Below are 19796 nucleotides of genomic sequence, written 5' to 3'. Positions count from 1 at the left end.
AAAGATGACTCAATGAATTACGAGTTTTTCGCTAAGCGTGATTTAGAAATTTCTTTCTTAGCAATTTTTTCATCAGAACTAGGAACAAGATCCATCCCTAGGTAGTAATCAAGATCGAATTGGTGGTTATTCTTATGAAGAATTGACTCAACGCCAAGTGAACGTGAACGTTTATTTAAAGTCTCAACAGCGGCCAGAAGTTTTTTATAATTCTTCTTCACCTTGTCATAATAAACATTCTTTGTTCCAACAGGACGATTAAAACGTAGACGCTGCCTCACAAAGCCTGGCCCCATATTATAGGCAACCGTCGCATAGCGATAAAGACCAAATCTCTTATAAAGACGACTAAGATAATAGACACCTAATTCCATATTTACGTGAGGAACACGAAGAATCTCAATAATATCTTCTTGATTGAGGGATCTCTTTAAAAGCTTATGCAGAAAAACCCCTGTTTTAGGCATGATCTGCATTAGGCCTTGGGCCTTCACATAACTTTGTGCAGTTGGATTGAAATGACTTTCAGTCCAAGCAATAGAGATAACCCATAATGGATCAAGTTGTCTTTGTTCAGCAAAATGTAGAAGTGAAGAAATATACTTCTCTGCTCTTACGTTTATTGGATGCTCCATATGAGCAATCAAAGTATCCTCAAGCGTCTTTTTATCAATTGATGAAAGAAAGCCTAGATGCAAGCTTTTAAAGAATGGATTCGTTTCTTTAAAGTTATAACTATTATAAGGAGTGAAATTTTGATTTTTTGAATTAATTGATGAAAGGATACCAAGATCGCGGAAGTTTGTGCTTGTCGGTGTCCATAAAAAGTCGAAAGAAAGCACGACTGCAAAGGCACAAAGTCCTAGCGTGAACCATGATTTTGTATTCGTACAAAAAGTACTAAAATGTTCAAGATGCGAGCTATATCGCTCACTCGGTGCTTTCATATGAAGGTCTTTTACCGCTATTGAACCTACTCGTCTAGTTAAAATAAAATTATAATGCAAAGCGCAAGAAATAATTTCAAAAACATTCATTTAATTACAGGATTTTGGGAGGTTATCCTTTAATTTTTAAATATTTCACGCATAATAGATATATAAATTTGAGGAGTAAGAATGACAGATATTGGATTTAACCGATTAAAAGATGAATCATCAACATACCTAAAACAACACAAAGACAATCCAGTTCACTGGTTCCCATGGGGTCCGGAGGCTCTTGCACGTGCAACTGAAGAAAATAAACCGATCTTTCTATCAATTGGATACAGCTCTTGTCACTGGTGTCACGTAATGGCCGAAGAATCATTTTGTGATGAAGAAACAGCAAAGTATCTAAATGAAAACTTTATCAATATCAAAGTTGATAGAGAGGAGCACCCAGATATTGATAATTACTATCAGCAAGCCTGCCAATTATTCACTAATGGTGGTGGCTGGCCTCTTAGTGCCTTCCTACTTCCAAACCTAAGGCCATTTTTTGTTGGAACGTATTTTCCAAAAGAGGCCAAAGCTAAAGCAACTCCATTTATGGAAGTTTTAACTGAACTAGTGAGAGCATATAAAGAAGATAATGCTACCGTTACTGAAAATGCGAACAAAGCATTTGATGCAATTGAGAAAGGCTTTATCTCACCAGAAAATGTTGACTTCCAGGGACACTTTCCACATCCAAACTCAGTTCTTGATGTTCTAGACAAATTCAAAGATCAGGAAAACGGTGGCTTTGGTGAAGCACCTAAGTTTCCACAATTAGCTTTCTATGAGTGGGCCATCGAACAAATGCTTGAAGGTGTTGTAAAAAAAGAACATGGTGAACACATTATTAAGTCAATTGAAAGAATGTTAATGGGTGGTGTTTACGATCAAGTACGTGGTGGACTACACCGTTACAGTACAGATAATAAGTGGACTGTGCCACACTTTGAGAAAATGCTTTATGATCAAGCTGGTCTCCTAAAGCTTCTTGCAAAGACAAGTATGCTCTACCCATCACCTTTAGTATTTGATGGAATTTTTAATACACTTGAATACCTAAAAACAGAAATGCTTAATGAAGAAGAAAACTTTTTCTTCTCTGCTCAAGATGCAGATAGTGAAGGTGTTGAAGGTCTATACTTCACATATACTGAGCAAGAGTTTGAAGATGCTCTAGGGCGCTTTGATACTGAAGATGAGTCATTAACAAAGAATCTAGACAAACTAAAAGAATGGTTTGGAGTTACACAAAAAGGTAATTTTGATTCTGGTCTTAATGTTCTTACGATTAATCATGATAAGGCGAAAGATATTTTCACAACTGAGTCTTGGGAGCTCATTAGAAATGCTAAAAAAGCACTTCTTAATGAAAGAAAGCTTCGTATTCCACCAATGACTGATAATAAAGGGATTGCAAGTTGGAATTTCCACATGATCACTGCCCTATCAGATGTTATGCAATACACTCAGGTTCCAGCAATTAGAAATGCAGCTAGTATGTTATTTAACCGTGTTGTCGAAGGAACATATAAGAAGTTTCTAGAGACGACTCCAAATGGAATGCGTCTTCGTCACACAACAACTCGTCCAGTTGGTGCATCTCTTCTTGAAGACTATGTTCTTTTTGCAGAAGCACAACTTAGAATATACGAGCTAAGTGGAAACCCTGTCTTTAAAGCAAACCTAAAAGACACGTTAGGCTTTATCTTAAAAGAATTCTTAGTGGACGGCCGTCTTAAAACACGTGCTCTAAGAGATAACGATGCGGAACTTTATCCAAATCAAAACTACACAAGCTTTGACCAGTCATTCAAGTCACCTGTTTCAACTCTTATTAAATTAGTAAGACGTGCAAGTGTTTTATTTGGTGACATTGATATGCTTGAAGAAATCAAGCCTCTAATGGAAAACACGACTCAAGATGTTCTAAAAAATCCTGCGGGATCTGGTGAAGGTCTAAGAGCACTCAGCTATCCAGCAAATGCTTACAAAGTGATCAAGTGTCCAAAAGAATGGCTTCAAAACCAAGAGTTCGCTGGCTTTATTTGCTACTTCCTTCCAAGGTTTGTTTTTGACTTCCAAGAAGACAAGGGACAAAGATGGGAAATCTGTGGTGCAAATGAATGCGAAATGACTGGAGAAGGTTTAGATAATTTCATTGAGACTTTAAAACCAAATCACGTACAGGGCGAAGTTAATGAGTAACACTCAAGGAAAGCCACTTGCCGGAAAAACAATTATAGATTTTTCACATCGACTACCAGGGCCTTTAGCAGGAAAACTTCTTGCGGGCCTTGGTGCAAATGTCATTAAAATTGAAGATTCAAAGTTTAAAGACCCATTCATATATGGACTATTCGCTGAAATGGATAACTCATTTCCAAAATGGTACGAAGAATTAAATGAGTGTAAAACAGTTAAACGCTTCGATTTTAAAAGTGAAGAAGATATTAAAGAGATTCAAAAGTTAGTATTTGAAGCAGATGGAATTATTATGGGAATTCCTGGCAAGATTCAAGATAAGCTTGGAATTTCGATTAAAACAATCGAAAATACTGTTAAGAACTCTTATGGAATTGTTATTCCAAAGGCATCAAAAGAGCATATGAATCATATGCACGATTTAAATGCTCTAGCAATGACGGGACTTCTAAGTCTCCACCTAAGAAATATCAATTCAATTGAAGATGTGGCCCCTCCATTCTTGCCTCTAGCAGGTATTAACTTTGGTCAGAAAATGGCCTTTGATCTACTTGGAGCAATGTTTAAGGCACAAGAGACTAAAGATGTTCAAATCATTGAGTCTTATCTATATGAATCAACTCAAGAAGTTTTTGATGCTTTCTGGCCAAAATCAATTCGAGAAACTGATCATAAGTTCTTACACAACGGACTTTACCCTTGTTATAATATCTATCAAACAAGTGACCGTGAATTTGTCGTCATGGCATGTGTTGAAGAAAAATTTTGGCAATCTTTTAAAGAAGCATTTAAGTTTGATTCAACAGATGATGAAAGATTTGAAACAAGTGGAGAAATCCATAAGAGGCTAAAAGATCTCTTCTATTCAATGACTGCCCAGGATGTTCGCAACACCCTAGGCGATCTTGATATTTGTATTAACGTAATAAAATAATACTGATACCGATTAAAGCAATAAGAATAACGCTGGTACCGAAAAAACGATAAAATGAAGTACCAGCACTTTTTGTAAGTCCAATAAAGTGAGATACTCTTGAGATAATAAGTGCTGAAAGAAGTAGATGAATTCCTGTCATAGAGATCATCTGTTTTTCGATAGCAAAATAAGTTAATAAAAGAATAAAAGGAATATACTCTGAGAAGTTTCCATGAATTCTGATGGCCTTGTTCATATCAGACACCTTTCCATGTCCTAGACCTACACGATGTTTCCAGCGATTACGTATTACATTTAGTGTAACACCGACATAAAGCAACCCTAGAACACCACAATAGCGAAAAAAGATTTCCATTTCCATATCAACTCCTTATCTTTGGCAGAATTAGTCTAAATTATGACTCAGAAAGCAGTTGATCGGCAAGCTCCTCTTCTCTTAATGCCTCATAAAATCTCTTTGTAATATCTGTAACAAAAGCCTTCTCATAAACTGTTTCAAGCACGTAGGCCTTAACCGTGGCCTTCACTCCAATACCGTGCTCAAATTTTTCCGTCGACACTATAACTTTTAAAGGCTTCTTTAAATAAGCGTAACGAGAAGTTGATGTAACTTCTTCCAGTAGTGATATCATACGTGAAATATCGCAATTATTTTTAAAATAAAAATAGCTACAAACCAGCATATCTCGTTGTCCCGAATTAGCTGAAGCGACATTGTCACTAAGAAATAAATTATTGGGAATTGTTACTGTCGAATCATCAAGAGTTTGAATACGTACAGAACGTAGTCCGATTTGAATGATATCACCATAGTTATCGCGGAATTGGATTCGATCCCCTACTTGAAATGGCTTATCAAAAATTAAAATAATACCGGCAATAATAGAAGAAATAAGGTCTTTGAGTGAAAAGCCAATAGCAACTGCACCAGATCCAAGAAATGCATAAATCATTTCTTGGCTTGGGTTTAGGGTTACGTAAAGTAACCAAAAAGTACCAAAGATATAAATCATGTGAGTGATGATTGTATTTAATTGAAGTATTGATAAGCGATAAAACGGAATCTTAATTGCTAAATACTGCAGGGACCAAGAGACGATTCTTACAAAAATGAAAAGAGTTAGAAAACCCATGAGAAGACTTAGAATCATTTCAGGATTAACAGAATCAAAAATACTGGCCATTTTTTGCGTTTTAGCAATTGTATCAGTTACTGTTTCATTCATAGATAAAATTCCTCTTTCGTAAGATTGTTTTAATGTCCACTAACCAATCTTTTCTAATGTGAAAGTAATCCCCATCCTTACTTAGGATTCCCTTCCCAAAGCCTGTTTTGAGAGCATAGGTAACAACTTTTTCACTAAGGTCTGTTGTCGCCACAATCTCAGAAAAGCTGAGGTGCTCATGAGCTAGAATGCTTGAAAAAACAAATAGTGATTCATCAGTCAAGATTTCAACTTCATGAATTGGACGACGTTGTGGGAGGTGCAGCTCAATTGTTTTGTCATTTACGTGAGAAATAGACTTAAGCCACGTGTTAACTGCTGCCTGAGGATTTCCACCAGTTTGTTTTGCTAAGATTCTAAAGTAAATATCCTGAGCATTTTCAATTGATCTTTCTGCTCCAAAGTGCGACATAATTTCAAAAAGCTCTTCGTTGAATCGGATCTCAAGACCTGTTGGTTCATGTCTTTTTAAAATCAATTGCATAAGCTCTTCTTTACTCCATGGCCTTATATGGATGGTATCTGAAGACAATTCATACTTATTATAAATATGCTTAATTAAATTTAGTGAATTACTATTCCACACAGTAAACCAAAAGACATTTTTAGAAGAACTATTAATGACTTTAAAAAAGGCGTCAAATGCCTTAAAACCATTAAATTTCGATAAAAAGAGATTATGTGCATTTTTAATGATAACGAACTTTTTTTCTTCTTCATCACCATTACCAACAAAGTTTTCAAGTCTTTTTAAAAGAACAGATTCTTCAACAATTTTTTCATTAATATCCAATTTGAAAGATGTTACTGAAGAATATCGTTTTAAGATTTTATCCAAGACATGATTCTTTCCACTTCCCGACTCTCCAGAAAATGCCAAATGATATGAACTACTTGTTCCATTAAGCCAACTATCAATACGCTCATAGGCCATCACAGCAGGATCTGGCTTTCTGACAATTTCAGTATCACTTTCTCTTTTAAAGATATCAAGATAGTTGCTAGGTACTTCATAATCAGTGAAGACCTCATCTCTTAGACTTTCTAGATGCTGTTCTAAAATGCCTGAAAGTAAGTTCTTTGACCACTCCTTGTCGTTATTTGCCAAGAAGAACATTAAGTAAAATGAATATAGAAGTGTGTAGATGTATAAGAAAACTGGCAAGATATATCTAATGACAAGATTAGAAATATGCTTTTGAGTGAGTAACATTGAAGGCGGTACAATTTTAGGTAGAATCAATTGCGCATAGTTCTCATAGCGAAGTAGGATCGCTGTATAAATAACAAAGAATAGAATCGTGATAATATTGTGACCAAGAAAGCCGGAAAATAAATTATATAAGAGAATATAGAAGAAAGTTGTTATTGTAATAATATAGCGAAGTTTCTTGCTGTCCTTAACAAAATCCTTATTTACTCTCTTAAAATAAACTTGAAAATTAAAACGTAAGAAACTGTGAAAGTAACCGATATTAATATAGAGTACGTAGAGAACAAGTATATTTCTGAAGACGTGTAAAAAAAGTTGAAAGTCCTCTCGTTGAAACTTCAAAAGATAAAGATTAAAAACATCAAGAGCGCTAAAGGCGAATAGATAGTAAAGATTAAAGTCAAAGAAACGAAAGACAAACTTTCTGGCCTGTATCTGATTCTCACTTCTCTTTAACAGATATGTTCTTGCTAAAAAGAACATAACTCGAGCGATTATTATTATCGCTAGAAAGATAAAAAAAGAGCGCATTGGCCACGCTAATATGAACTCATCAATATGAGCAATAAGCTTAGAAAACTCTTGATTTAGAAAATGGAAGAAATCGGCCACGGCCTTTTGGATTTTTATTATACTAAACTTCATATATCTATTATAAAGATAACGTAACTATTTCCCATAATTATTGTTGTCACAATAGTAAAAAAAACTAAATTCTAAAGTTTAATACTCAATTAATAAGCTTATATTTCTTTATTGTGACAAAATTTCATTTATTTGGTATAAATTCCCTCTATGATTGTAAAAAGAATCCATTTGAAAGATACATATAAAATTCGACGCTCAGTTCTAGGTATAGATGGCAATGAATCTAGTTATAAATTTGTTGCTGATGACGAGTCCGATACTTTTCACTTAGGTGCTTTCGTCGAAAATAATCTCGTATCTGTGGCATCTTTTTATTTTAATCCAAACCCAAAGTTTAATATTGATAATCAATATCAATTACAAGGTATGGCAACACTTGAAAGTTATCGAAAACAAGGATTTTCAAGAGAGCTACTTAATGTCGCCTTCCCAATTATTAAGCAAAACTTTTGTAACCTTATTTGGTGCAATGCTCGTATCGAAGCAAGAGCTTTCTACGAAAAGCTAGGTTTTGAAAGCTTTGAAGACGAATTTGAAATTGAGGGAATCGGACGACATATCCTAATGTATCGTGAGATTAATTAATTTTTACAATAAGAATCAATACGCGACTTAAGCATAAGCTCAGACTGAATCTTGAAGCATTCCCTTTGGCCTTTAGTCTTTTGTATAAACATACATTTCATATCTTTACGACGCTCACAATTTTGCATGGAAAGATCATTCACACAGGCGTAGTGCCTACGATCCTTACCACAAAGATAGATAAGATTTGAACCTTTAAAAAGTCCATCACCAATACTGGACTCCGTATTGTATTTACGAAAGTCTTCTGCTTCTTTTCGCTCTTTTAGCTGCTTTTTTTGAAATTCTTCAATTGGAGTCATACCATCGTCGGCAATAGTGTATCCAATTGGCGCTACTACGATTAACACTGAGCTAAATATAATCATTAGAAGTCTAGTAGAAATGAACATATGAAATTACTTTTCCTAAACAATTAGTAAATTATTTATTATAATATGATGATAACATACTTATACTAAACTGCAGCGCAGCAAATTACGGTGATTAATTAATGGAAACGAATACAATTTTAACAAAGCTTACTGATATCCTTGAAAATGCATTCTCGACTGCTTACCCAGATGCACAGTTTGAAAGAGCAGATATTTATGCCTCAATTGGACAGGCGCCAAATATTGAGATGGCCCACTACGCTTTTCCAGTATTTCGTTTCGCCAAAGCTCTTAAGCAAGGGCCACCACAAATCGCTGCTGCAATCTTAGAACAAATTGATCTTGAAGCAAACGCTTCGATTATAAAAGACCTTAAAGCACAAGGCCCATACCTAAACTTTACACTTACAGCTGATGCATACTTTGCAAATCTAGTCAGTGAAATTCGCTCAGGTGAGTTCTTCAAAAAAGAGCTAACTAAAGGCGAAGGTAAAACAATGATTGAGTACTCGCAGCCAAATACTCACAAAGAGCTTCACGTTGGTCATATGAGAAATCTATGTCTTGGAAATGCTCTTGTTAGAATTAAACAGTATTGTAGCGTTGATGTTCATCCAGTGACTTATCCTGGAGACTCTGGAACTCACGTTGCAAAATGTCTATGGTACTTAAAATATCATAACCAAGACACAATTCCTGAAACGAATAAGGGAGAATGGCTTGGCCGTATTTACACTCTAGCAAATACAAAGCTAGAAGACGAGCTTGGCTCAGATAAAGAAGACGATAACCGCGCAAAGCTTACAGAAATCCTAAAACAACTTCATGCTGAAGAAGGTGAATTCTTCGATCTTTGGAAAGAGACTCGTCAGTGGTCGATTGATCTAATGAAGAAGACATATGCTTGGGCAGATGTTGAGTTTGATCGCTGGTTCTTTGAATCTGAAATGGACGCTCCATCACTAAAGATCTGTAACGAATACTATGAGAAAGGTCTATTCGTAAAAGATGATGGTGCTATTGGAATGGATCTAAGTGAAGATAAGCTAGGTTTTTGTATTCTAATCAAGTCTGATGGAACAGGACTTTATTCAACAAAAGACGTGGCCCTTGCAATTAAGAAATTTGAAGAATACGGTGTAAAAAATAATATCTACATCGTTGACTCTCGCCAAGCCTTTCACTTCAAACAAGTATTTAAGGTTCTTGAGCATATAGGATTTGAACAGGCAAAAGACTGCTATCACCTTCCATATGAAATGGTGGAGCTAACAGATGGTGCCATGAGTTCTCGTAAAGGAAATATTGTTGCCCTTACTGATCTAATAAACAATATGGAAGCTAAGATCAAAGAAGATTACTTAAATAAGTATGCTGGAGAATGGAGCCAATCAGAGATTGATGAAACAGCGACTAAGATTGCAAACGGTGCGATCAAGTACGGAATGATCAAAATTGATAACAATCGTAAAATCGTTTTTGATATGAATGAGTGGTTAAAGCTTGATGGTGATACTGGCCCATATCTTCAATACGTTTATGCTCGAATTAATTCACTTCTATCAAAGCAAGGATTCGAAAAGGCACAAGCGCTTGATCTTTCAAATGCATCTTCAATTGTTGAAACGAAGGAATTTGAACTTTTACAAAAACTTTCACTATTTAATGATGTTGCTACAAAAGCACATGAGCAGAATAAGACAAGTTTACTTACGACTTACCTATTTGAGCTTGGAAAGTTATTTAATAGCTTCTACGCAGCTTGCCCAATTGCTTCGAGCGAAGAATCTCTTAAAAAAGCAAGACTTGAGCTGGCGTATGCAACAAGTGAAATTATTAAAACGGGACTTGGTATCCTAGGAATCCAAGTACCAGAGAGAATGTAATCTTATTACTTCGTAAAAACTAGTAACTGATTATTAGCTGGCATTGCAATATCTTCTTTTAGGAAGACACCTTTCTTTAAGAAGTTATTGCAAACATCTTCAAAATTTCTAATTCCACTCTGAGAATCTCTCTCTTTTAAGTAAGTATCAAATTGTTCATTTGAAGGACTAGTGAAATTTCCATGGTACTTAAATGGGCCGTAAATAAACAAAGTACTATTCTCATCCATTGCTTGGGCCAAATCCTTAATAAAGGTCTTTGCGGCCTTCCAAGGCATAATATGTAAAGTATTTGCTGTGTAATAGAATTTCTTACCTGCTTCAAGTTTATTAAAACCGGCTTCATAAGTCAGAGGACCTTTGAGATTCTTTAAGCTCTTACTGTAATGTTCTAGGCACTTTTTAAGGACATTCTGGTTTTCTCTAATTTCTGATGTAATAAAATCAATTTGAGAAAAGCACTTTGCAAAGTGAGCGCTATGCTGACAAGTCAGAGAGCCAATTTCTAGGAATTCTCCACTTTCACAACTCTCTAGATAAGGTTTAATCACCTCTAGAATAGGGCCTTTATTTCTTTCACATGCTTCAGAATTTGGTAAATCGTTCATGTTAAACATGATACAATACTTTCAGTGAAAAAAAGAATTAAAATTCGTCTATCGGCCAATGATATCATCTTCGAGGATGGTAATTATATTGCCTTATTTAAAAAGGCCGGCTGGCCTGTGCATAAAACTCTCGATCGTTTTAGAGACAATTGTACAGATGCATTAGCAAGTTTTTTGAAGAATCGAGCAGATGGAAAAGACCAGTATCTCGTTTTGGCCCACAGACTTGATGTGGAAACGTCGGGAATTCTTTTATTTGCAAAGAATAAAGAAGCGAATAAGTATCTACAAGAACTCTTTAGTTCACACGATCCAAATAAGATAACGAAGAGCTACCTAGCAATATGTAGCGGAGAACTTTCTGAGCAAGAAGGAAGAATTGAGAACTTCTTAAAAGCTAATCGTGTCGGACATATTGAAAAGATGGCCGTGGTAAATTCAGGTGGAAAGAAGGCCATTACTGACTACAAGGTAATCGATACAAATAAGCAGTATTCACTTTTAGAATTTACAATTCTAACAGGTCGAAAGCACCAAATTCGCGCTCATGCAAAACATATGGGACATCCGATTTATGGTGATCCAATTTATTCAAATTCAAAAGACCAAAGTGGACAAAGACTATGTGCCTATAAGCTTCGATTTTTTGATAAATTTTCAAATGAAGAAATTAGCTTAAAAGTAGAAGCTCCATTTTCACTTGAGAATTTTAAAGAGCTTTCTAGTAATGGAGACAACCAGTATATCATCTTCAATAAGCCCTACGATGTTCTTTGCCAATTTGGAAAAGATCATCGAGATCAGTTGAGCCTTATCGATTATAAACTACCTAAGGAAGTCTATCCTGTCGGACGACTTGATAAAGATAGTGAAGGCCTACTTATTCTAACAAATGATGGAAAGTATAAGAACCAAATGGCAAATGCTGATAGCAAGGTTGAAAAAACCTATCTTGTTCAAGTCGATGGCGATATTACGACAGAGGCAATTGAAAAGCTTAAACGTGGTGTTGTTATTAAAGGAAATTACAAGACAAAGCCTGCCAAAGTAAAAAAACTTGCGGATTTTAAAATTGAAGAGCGAGTACCTCCAGTGCGAGTAAGAAAGTCGATTCCAACATCTTGGATTGAAGTACGCATCTCAGAGGGACGTAACCGACAAATTCGCAGAATGTGTGCGGCCGTAGACTTTCCTACGCTTAGACTTATTCGAGTTGCTATTGGTGACGTAAAGCTTGGAAAACTTAAGGTTGGGGAATTCTCTTATTTCGATCCATCAAAGCAAAAATAACACCTAAAATTGCACCACTTACCAGTCCACCACCATGGGCCCAGTTGGCCATCTTAAAATTAAAGACATCAAAGAAGCCTAAGAAAAGCCACCCTACCATAAGTACAATATCTGAAGTTGGAAGCTTAAACTTGAAATTCGGATTCAGTCTTGAGTAAGGCCATAAAAATCCCAATAGGCCGTAAACTACACCAGAGAGCCCGCCGAACATCCCCGGTGACATTATTGCTTGTAAAATATTTGAAGTAATTGCAGTAAATAGTAATAGTAAGACAAGAAAGACACTTCCCTTAGTTACTTCGATAAGCTTACCAAGCTCTTTCCACCAAAGCATATTAAAGAAGATGTGGATATAGCCAAAATGAATAAAGGCCGGAGAAAGTAGACGCCAATATTCTCCACGATTGATATCTGCAAAAGCATCAACCTTTGAAGTTGAAAAGAGAAAGAGATAGTAAAGGTTTTCATTTTTAAAGATCCAACCAAAAATAAAAACAATAACACATAAGGCCAATATAATAATTGTCGCAGGCCCCATACTTAAAGACTGAACGTACTGCCAATTCTCGTCGACTTTAGACGGCTTTGCCCCACCAATGTAGACACGATAAACGTCACGGGCCTGTTGCAATTGATTAATATCCACAACAAATAAGTGATAGAAATCGTTCTCGTATTCTTTTGTGATATGAATCCCCTCACGCAGAAGTTGTGCTTCAATCAGAGATGTGATCGACTCATCACGTAAAGAGCCAATATATTTAAGTCGTTTTAAGTTAATTTCAGTATCATGTTCACTCATGAAATCATTTTCCTACAAAGCTTGATAAAAGTCGATCTTACATAAATATTATGGATTAGAGGTGTGATTCCACCTATATATTTGATAAGATGGACTTAAATAAGTTGTTTTTTGACTTATTTTACGTTATTTAAATGGCATAACGTAAATTATTAATAAAAGGCGATACCTAAGGTATTTAACTCGTCACAATATAGGTGTGAAACGCATGTTTAAGGTTAGTAAAAAAACAGAATATGCCCTAAAAGCTCTAAAGCATATGCAAGAGCACGGACACACTTGTGCTGAAAACTTAACTTCGGCCAGAGAAATATGTGACATCTACAAAATGCCTTTTGACCCCGTATCAAAAGTTATGCAAAAGCTAAATGGATACGGCGTCCTCTCATCAATTAAGGGAATTAAAGGTGGCTACTTCCTAAGCCGTCCCCTGTCTGAAATTAATCTTTTTGAAGTCAGTAATTCAATTGAAGGAAAGATTTCAAATTCAGACTGTGATGCCCTTAAAGGAAAATGTACTAAATACTTAAATTGCGAATTAATTTCACCAATAGAAAAGCTTAACTCTCACGTTAATCACCAGCTGATTAACTTGTCGCTTGAAGAGTTATTAATGAATAAGGCGGGATTCACACATGAGTGATACACAATTAACAAAGTCAGAATATAAGTACGGCTTCTTTACAGACATTGAAACTCAAGAGTTTCCTAAAGGTTTAAATGAAGACATCGTAAGAATGATTTCAGCAAAGAAGAATGAGCCTGAATGGTTACTTGAATATCGTCTAAAGGCGTTCCGTCTTTGGAAGCAAATGCCAATGCCAAATTGGGCAAAACTTGAGATTCCAGAAATTGATTTTGAAGATCTGTATTACTATGCAGCACCAAAATCAACAGAAAGTGCGCCAAAGAGTCTTGATGATTTAGACCCAGAACTTTTAGCGACTTTTGAGAAGTTAGGAATTCCATTATCTGAACAGAAAAGAATTTCAGGTGTTGCAGTTGATGCAGTATTTGACTCAGTTTCAGTTGGGACAACATATAAAGAAGAGCTTGAAGCAGTTGGTGTTATTTTCTGCTCTATCTCGGAAGCAGTACAAGAGCATCCTGAGCTAGTAAAAAAATATCTTGGTACAGTTGTGCCACCAGCGGATAACTTCTATGCAGCACTAAACGCAGCAGTATTCTCGGATGGTTCATTTGTTTACATCCCAGAGGGTGTAACTTGCCCGATGGATCTTTCAACTTACTTTAGAATCAATGCAAAAGAGACAGGACAGTTTGAGAGAACACTTGTTGTTGCAGATAAGGGAAGCTACGTAAATTACCTTGAAGGTTGTACAGCTCCACAAAGAGATGAAAACCAACTTCACGCGGCCATCGTTGAACTTATTGCTCTTGATGATGCAGAAATTAAGTACTCAACTGTTCAAAACTGGTATGCCGGTGATGAAAAAGGAAAAGGTGGTATTTATAACTTCGTAACAAAGCGTGGGAACTGCCTTGGAAAGAATTCAAAAATTTCTTGGACTCAAGTTGAAGCAGGTTCTGCAATCACTTGGAAGTACCCGTCATGTAACTTAATTGGTGAAAACTCTCAAGGAGCTTTCTACTCTGTTGCACTAACAAATAATAAAATGCAGGCCGATACTGGAACAAAAATGGTTCACATCGGTAAGAACACAAAGTCGACAATTATTTCAAAAGGTATCTCAGCAGAGGAATCTGAAAATAACTATCGAGGGCTTGTAAAAGTTATGCCTTCGGCAATTGGCGCAAAGAACTATTCTCAATGTGACTCAATGCTTGTTGGTTCAAAGTGTTCAGCAAACACATTCCCATATATTGACGTGAAAAATAATACGGCAACTGTAGAGCACGAGGCCTCAACTTCAAAGATTTCTGAAGATCAGCTTTTCTACCTACAGCAACGTGGGATGGATATGGAAAAATGTATCTCAATGATCGTAAATGGTTTCTGTAGTGAAGTATTTAAAGAACTTCCACTAGAGTTCTCTGTTGAAGCCGTTAAGTTAATTGAGATGAAATTAGAAAATTCAATTGGATAAAATTTAGATTTATATAAAGGGAAAAAAATGAGCTTACTTACAGTTAAAGATGTTCACGCAAGAGTAGAAGAAAAAGAAATTCTTAAAGGGATTTCTATTGAAGTTAAACCAGGTGAAGTTCACGCAATTATGGGACCAAACGGTTCAGGAAAGAGTACTCTTTCTAAAGTTATCGCTGGTCACCCTTCATTTGAAGTAACAAGTGGATCTATTGATTACAATATCAATGGAAAGCAAACAGACCTACTAGAACTTGAGCCAGATGAAAGAGCAAAGAATGGAATCTTTCTAGGCTTCCAATACCCTATTGAAGTTCCAGGTGTATCAAATATTGACTTCCTTCTTGAGTCATTTAATGAAGTATCTAAATCTCAAGGTGCTGCAGAAATGAAAAAAGAAGAATTCAGAGAATTCCTAAGACCAAAATTAGAACTACTAGAGATGAGAGAAGAATTCTTAGACCGTCCAGTTAACACTGGTTTTTCTGGTGGTGAAAAGAAGAAAAATGAAATCCTTCAAATGGCCGTTCTTAACCCAAAGATTGCACTACTTGATGAAACAGACTCAGGTCTTGATATCGACGCTCTTAAGATCGTTGCAAAAGGTGTTAATGCGATCAAGTCTAAGTACAATGGTATCGTTCTAGTAACACACTACCAAAGACTTCTAGACTATATCGTTCCTGATTATGTTCACGTACTAAGTGGCGGTAAAATTATTAAGTCAGGTGGAAAAGAGCTAGCTCTTGAGCTTGAAGAGAAAGGTTACGACTGGTTAACAAAATAAGGACTAGGATTAATAATGAATATCCAAGAATTAACAGACCAATACTTAAATGATCTAGCAACTTATGCTAAATCAGATTCAAATAAGGAAGCCTTGAATAATTTTAAGGCCCGTGGACTTCCACACACAAAGATGGAAGACTGGATTTATACGAAACTTACAGATGTATTACCTGAAAAGTTTACGGTTACAACTGAGAAAGCGATGCTTAAAAATGTTAAGGTTGCAGGAAAGTATCAAGTTGTTCTTTTAAATGGTCAGTACTCTAAAGCAGACTCATTCTTTCCAGAAGAAATCACCGTTGAGCACAAGGCACTCGTAGCAAATGAGGCCAATTGTGACCAAACAGATATCTTTGCCATGCTTAATGCTTCTGCTGTCGAAAATATTATTGAAATCAATGTACCAAAAAATGTAAGTGTTGATGATATTATCTCAATTGTTCATATTTCAGACTTTGATGGAGAATTTGCTCTTCCTCGTATTCACGTTAACGTTGAGCAATTTTCAAAGGTTAGTTTTGTAGAGATTTTCACGGGAAGTGACAAGGCATATAATATAAACGCTGTCTCAAATTTCAAAATTGCAGATGGAGCAAATGTAAGCCACGTAAAAGTACAAACAGATGGTGCAAATGCATTTCACGTAAGTAGTGTTAATGCTGACATTGCAAAAGATGCTCACTTCAAATCATTTACTTTTACAACTGGTGCAAAGAAATCACGTAACGAAATGAGAGTGCGTCTTAATGGGACAGGTGCAACAGCAAGTGTTGATGGACTATACGCTCTTAGAGGTGATCAACATACTGACAACTTCTCACTAATTTCGCATATCAAAGAAAGAACAGATAGTTCTCAGCTTTTCAAAGGAGTTCTTGATAACAAGGCCCGTGGAGTTTTCACTGGAAAAGTTCTTGTTTGTCGAGACGCTCAACTTGTAAATTCTGAGCAATTAAATAAGAACCTACTTTTATCTAAGGGTGCTCACGTTGATACTCGTCCACAACTAGAAGTTTATGCTGACGATGTTAAGTGTGCCCACGGTGCAACAGTAGGACAAATGAGTGATGAAGAAGCTTTCTATCTACAGTCTCGTGGTTTATCGAAAGAGCGCGTGCAAAAACTACTTATCCACGCATTCTGTTCAGATGCAATTACAAAGATTGAAGATGAGAAAATTGAAAACTTCTTGAGTGAAATTCTATTTGAATCATTTGAAAAAAACACATTTGATGAAATGGAAAAGGAATCTTAATGGCCTTCGAAATTAATGCTATTAGAGCACAATTTCCACAATTAGAAAGAAAAGTACATGATAAGCCACTTATCTACTTAGATAATGCCGCATCTACTCTTAAACATATTAATGTAATCAATACTGTTAATGAGCATTACACACATAATGTTGCCAATATTCACAGAGGAGTTCACTACCTAAGTGAGTTTGGAACAATTAAGTATGAAGAAACACGTGATGCGATTCAGTCACTGATCAATGCTAATTCAAGAGTTGAAATTATTTTTACGAAAGGAACAACTGATAGCTTAAACTTAGTTGCGAACTCTTTTATTCCTTACTACTTGAAAAAAGATGATGTCATCCTAATCTCAACAATGGAGCACCATTCAAATATTGTACCTTGGCAGATCCAAGCAGAAAAGATTGGGGCTAAAGTTAGAGAGATTCCAATTACTGATGAAGGTGACATCAATGAAGAAGCCTATGTGAAGCTTCTTTCTGAAGGTAATGTAAAACTAGTTTCAATGGCCCATATTTCAAATAGCCTTGGAACAGTTAACAATATCAAAAAATACATTAAGCTTGCACATGATAATGGTGCCTACTTTTGCGTTGATGCTGCACAGTCGATTGCGCATGAAAAGATTGACGTTCAAGACTTAAATTGCGACTTCCTCGCCTTCTCATCTCACAAGATGTTTGGACCAACTGGAATTGGCGCACTATATGGTAAAGAGAAACTTCTTGAATCGATGCCACCTTACCAAGGTGGTGGTGATATGATCGATGTTGTGACAATTGAGAAAACAACTTATAACGATCTTCCACATAAATTTGAAGCTGGAACACCTCATATTGCTGGTGGTATCGGGCTTAAGCCAGCAGTTGATTTCATCGTTAATTGTGACCTCGATGTTATTAAGAGTTATGAAAAAGAGCTTCTTGATTATGCAACAAAACAAATTCTTGAGGTTGAAAAGGTTCGCTTAATTGGGACAGCAAAAGAGAAGGCCTCTGTACTATCATTTGTCGTTGAAGGCGCTCACCCACACGATCTAGGAACACTTTTAGATCGCCAAGGTGTTGCAATTAGGACTGGTCACCACTGTACGCAACCATTAATGAAAAGGTTCGGAATCGGTGCTACTGCAAGGGCATCGTTCTCGTTGTATAATACAAAAGAAGAAATTGATAATTTTATAAAAGCACTACATAAGGCCATCAACTTCCTATAAGAAGTTAAGGTAACAAAGGTAAAGTATATGAGTGAAGTAACAATCGACATTCAACCAACACCAAACCCAAATGCACTAAAATTCATTTTAAATCAAAATGTAAAAGCATCTGGTTCTTCAACTTTTAGAACACCAATGGAGTGTGGAGAGGTTAACCTAGGAGTTAATCTTTTTACAATTCGTGGTATTGACCAATTACACTTCTTTGAAAATGTTATCACGGTGACAAAATTCAATTATGAAGATTGGGATGATATTGAGCCAAAGATCCTTGAGACAATCAAGCACGATCTACCAAATCACAATCCAGAATACGAAGAATTTGATCCAGAAAAAGAGCGTCGTGAAAACCTACCTCAAGAGCTAAAAGATATTGAGGCCGTACTTGATCGTACAGTTAGACAATACCTACAGGCTGACGGTGGAGATATTCAGACTGTTTCTTATGAAGACAATATCCTACTTGTTCGTTATCAAGGTGCATGTGGGACTTGCCCATCATCAACAACGGGAACTCTTGAGGCAATTAAGTCAACTCTAAGAGCAGAGTATAATCCAGCGATTGATGTTTACATTGCCCCTGATTGGTAGCGCCCGCGTCATTGACTGGCATAGGCCAGTCAATGGGACGCTGCGCGCGCGCCCCTAATCTTTAGCTTGCCAATAAATACGAGAGCGAGGGTTCACGCCTGAGCGGTTCGGCACAGGCGCCAATGGCACAAACTATTTCAAAAATCACCTACCCAACAATCGAATAGATAATTATAAAGTGCATCACCGCGGCCACACAGACAAGTAAATGAAATAACTCATGATAACCAAACCACTTAGCATAACGGCCAGGCTTCTTCAGTCCATAAAGGATAGCACCAATGGTGTAGAGGGCCCCTCCAGCTATTAAGAGAACAACATTCGTCAAACCAAGCTTTGGAAGAAGTTCCGATACATAGGGAAGAACCATGTAGCCAGGAATCAGATAGATAACTGCACTTACCTTCTCTGGCAGATTAGGAAAGAAGATTGATTTTAAGATACCAATTGCGGCCACAGTCCAAATACTTATGAGAAATGTTGATCCAGACTCTCCATTTAAAACGAGAAGAGTAATCGGTGTACAAGTTCCTGCAATCATCACGTAAATAGCACTATGGTCAAGTCTGCCTAGAAGATCACGTGCTCTGGGTTCCCAGTGGATTCGATGATAAAAAGCACTAACTCCTAACATCATAAGAAGACCTAGAGAGTACACAATAGTTGAAATATACTGAGTGGAGTCGACGCTTTTTGCGATTAGAAGAGTGCAGGCACCAAGTGCGACAAAGAACATGACTTGATGAGACCAACCTCTTAATATGGGCTTTTGCTTGGCTTTTTCCATATATGAAGAATACCTTCAATAAATGTTCAGTTAAAGCCAAGGCGCAAGCTTTTACATTTATATTACATTGTTACAACAGCTGTTGTAGAGCATGTTCTATAAATCAGAGAATTTCATTTTGATTAATTCTTTTTTAACAACACCTAAAAGTTCACGACACTCACCTTCTTCAAGTCCATATAACTTGTGTGAAGTTTGAAGCTCTTTTGGCTCTTTGAAGTCATTTTTAAAACTTTGTAATCTGTTATTAAGATTATTTCTTAGTGTTCTCATTTGCTTAGGTGTGTACTCTTTAATCTCTTCTAATAATTCTTGTAGTCTCTTAGACATTTTCT

At 36.3% G+C, this 19796-nt stretch carries 20 protein-coding genes; 11 read left to right on the top strand and 9 right to left on the bottom strand.

What is annotated here, in order from left to right; all coding sequences use genetic code 11:
• Positions 1-17 precede the first annotated feature (17 nt).
• A complete protein-coding gene (locus ABMA70_RS15675; RefSeq protein ID WP_158246939.1) occupies positions 18-947 on the bottom strand; it encodes a lytic transglycosylase domain-containing protein in 930 nt (309 codons plus the stop codon).
• A gap of 171 nt (positions 948-1118) precedes the next feature.
• On the opposite strand from ABMA70_RS15675, the gene ABMA70_RS15670 reads away from it, so the two are divergent.
• Positions 1119-3185, top strand: a complete 2067-nt coding sequence (locus tag ABMA70_RS15670) for a thioredoxin domain-containing protein (protein ID WP_103219018.1) — start codon at positions 1119-1121, stop codon at positions 3183-3185.
• Positions 3178-4116, top strand: a complete 939-nt coding sequence (locus ABMA70_RS15665) for a CoA transferase (protein ID WP_392992288.1) — start codon at positions 3178-3180, stop codon at positions 4114-4116. The genes ABMA70_RS15670 and ABMA70_RS15665 overlap by 8 nt, the downstream gene beginning before the upstream one ends.
• Here the strand turns inward: ABMA70_RS15665 and ABMA70_RS15660 are convergent.
• From ABMA70_RS15660 to ABMA70_RS15650, 3 genes are read right to left on the bottom strand one after another with little or no spacing between them, the layout of a single operon-like run.
• Complete coding sequence (locus ABMA70_RS15660; RefSeq protein ID WP_392992290.1) at positions 4100-4480, bottom strand: MAPEG family protein; 381 nt, start codon at positions 4478-4480, stop codon at positions 4100-4102. The two genes, ABMA70_RS15665 and ABMA70_RS15660, sit on opposite strands and share 17 nt — an antisense overlap.
• Before the next feature lie 34 nt (positions 4481-4514).
• Positions 4515-5345, bottom strand: coding sequence for a mechanosensitive ion channel family protein (locus ABMA70_RS15655; protein WP_392992292.1), 831 nt, complete (start codon positions 5343-5345; stop codon positions 4515-4517).
• Complete coding sequence (locus ABMA70_RS15650; RefSeq protein ID WP_392992293.1) at positions 5338-7203, bottom strand: hypothetical protein; 1866 nt, start codon at positions 7201-7203, stop codon at positions 5338-5340. Before ABMA70_RS15650 ends, ABMA70_RS15655 begins: the two co-directional genes overlap by 8 nt.
• A 150-nt stretch (positions 7204-7353) precedes the next feature.
• Between ABMA70_RS15650 and ABMA70_RS15645 the strand changes: the two genes are divergently transcribed.
• Entirely contained in the window at positions 7354-7791 is a 438-nt protein-coding gene (locus tag ABMA70_RS15645; RefSeq protein WP_392992295.1) for a GNAT family N-acetyltransferase, read from the top strand.
• Here ABMA70_RS15645 and ABMA70_RS15640 read toward each other — a convergent pair.
• Positions 7788-8141, bottom strand: coding sequence for a hypothetical protein (locus ABMA70_RS15640; RefSeq protein ID WP_393022278.1), 354 nt, complete (start codon positions 8139-8141; stop codon positions 7788-7790). The genes ABMA70_RS15645 and ABMA70_RS15640 overlap by 4 nt on opposite strands.
• Before the next feature lie 143 nt (positions 8142-8284).
• Between ABMA70_RS15640 and argS the strand changes: the two genes are divergently transcribed.
• The gene (gene argS, locus ABMA70_RS15635; protein ID WP_392992299.1) at positions 8285-10051 is read left to right on the top strand and encodes an arginine--tRNA ligase; all 1767 of its coding nucleotides are present in this window, start codon (positions 8285-8287) and stop codon (positions 10049-10051) included.
• 5 nt (positions 10052-10056) lie between these two features.
• Here the strand turns inward: argS and ABMA70_RS15630 are convergent, their stop codons facing one another.
• A complete protein-coding gene (locus tag ABMA70_RS15630) occupies positions 10057-10659 on the bottom strand; it encodes a DUF938 domain-containing protein (protein ID WP_392992300.1) in 603 nt (200 codons plus the stop codon).
• A gap of 24 nt (positions 10660-10683) precedes the next feature.
• Here ABMA70_RS15630 and ABMA70_RS15625 point away from each other — a divergent pair, with 24 nt between their 5' ends.
• Positions 10684-11949 carry a pseudouridine synthase gene (locus ABMA70_RS15625; protein ID WP_392992301.1) on the top strand — a complete coding sequence of 422 codons (1266 nt, stop codon included), beginning with the start codon at positions 10684-10686 and terminating at the stop codon, positions 11947-11949.
• Here the strand turns inward: ABMA70_RS15625 and ABMA70_RS15620 are convergent.
• Entirely contained in the window at positions 11903-12751 is an 849-nt protein-coding gene (locus ABMA70_RS15620; protein WP_392992302.1) for a rhomboid family intramembrane serine protease, read from the bottom strand. The two genes, ABMA70_RS15625 and ABMA70_RS15620, sit on opposite strands and share 47 nt — an antisense overlap.
• A 208-nt stretch (positions 12752-12959) precedes the next feature.
• On the opposite strand from ABMA70_RS15620, the gene ABMA70_RS15615 reads away from it, so the two are divergent.
• The 6 genes from ABMA70_RS15615 to ABMA70_RS15590 are packed head-to-tail and all read left to right on the top strand — an operon-like array spanning position 12960 to position 18674.
• On the top strand, positions 12960-13394 hold the full coding sequence (locus tag ABMA70_RS15615; RefSeq protein ID WP_103219029.1) for an Rrf2 family transcriptional regulator: 435 nt from the start codon (positions 12960-12962) through the stop codon (positions 13392-13394).
• A complete protein-coding gene (gene sufB / locus ABMA70_RS15610; protein ID WP_103219030.1) occupies positions 13387-14820 on the top strand; it encodes a Fe-S cluster assembly protein SufB in 1434 nt (477 codons plus the stop codon). Before ABMA70_RS15615 ends, sufB begins: the two co-directional genes overlap by 8 nt.
• A 27-nt stretch (positions 14821-14847) precedes the next feature.
• On the top strand, positions 14848-15606 hold the full coding sequence (gene sufC / locus ABMA70_RS15605) for a Fe-S cluster assembly ATPase SufC (protein WP_103219031.1): 759 nt from the start codon (positions 14848-14850) through the stop codon (positions 15604-15606).
• Between the two features lie 15 nt (positions 15607-15621).
• Positions 15622-16863: a Fe-S cluster assembly protein SufD gene (gene sufD / locus ABMA70_RS15600; RefSeq protein ID WP_103219032.1), complete on the top strand. Its 1242-nt coding sequence runs from the start codon at positions 15622-15624 to the stop codon at positions 16861-16863.
• Complete coding sequence (locus tag ABMA70_RS15595) at positions 16863-18083, top strand: aminotransferase class V-fold PLP-dependent enzyme (protein ID WP_392992305.1); 1221 nt, start codon at positions 16863-16865, stop codon at positions 18081-18083. The genes sufD and ABMA70_RS15595 overlap by 1 nt, the downstream gene beginning before the upstream one ends.
• Positions 18084-18110: 27 nt before the next feature.
• Entirely contained in the window at positions 18111-18674 is a 564-nt protein-coding gene (locus ABMA70_RS15590) for a NifU family protein (RefSeq protein WP_103219034.1), read from the top strand.
• A 148-nt stretch (positions 18675-18822) separates the two neighbouring features.
• Here the strand turns inward: ABMA70_RS15590 and ABMA70_RS15585 are convergent, their stop codons facing one another.
• Together ABMA70_RS15585 and ABMA70_RS15580 are read right to left on the bottom strand one after the other, a co-directional pair.
• Positions 18823-19461, bottom strand: coding sequence for a hemolysin III family protein (locus tag ABMA70_RS15585; protein WP_392992307.1), 639 nt, complete (start codon positions 19459-19461; stop codon positions 18823-18825).
• 96 nt (positions 19462-19557) lie between these two features.
• Positions 19558-19791 (bottom strand): hypothetical protein, encoded by a 234-nt coding sequence (locus ABMA70_RS15580; protein ID WP_103219036.1) that lies wholly within the window; start codon positions 19789-19791, stop codon positions 19558-19560.
• Between the last annotated feature and the right edge of the window lie 5 nt (positions 19792-19796).

Source organism: Halobacteriovorax sp. XZX-3, assembly GCF_043196495.1.
In the GTDB taxonomy this organism is placed as follows: domain Bacteria; phylum Bdellovibrionota; class Bacteriovoracia; order Bacteriovoracales; family Bacteriovoracaceae; genus Halobacteriovorax_A.
Note: the sequence above shows the minus strand (reverse complement) of the source record. Positions and strands in the feature narration are given on the sequence as shown.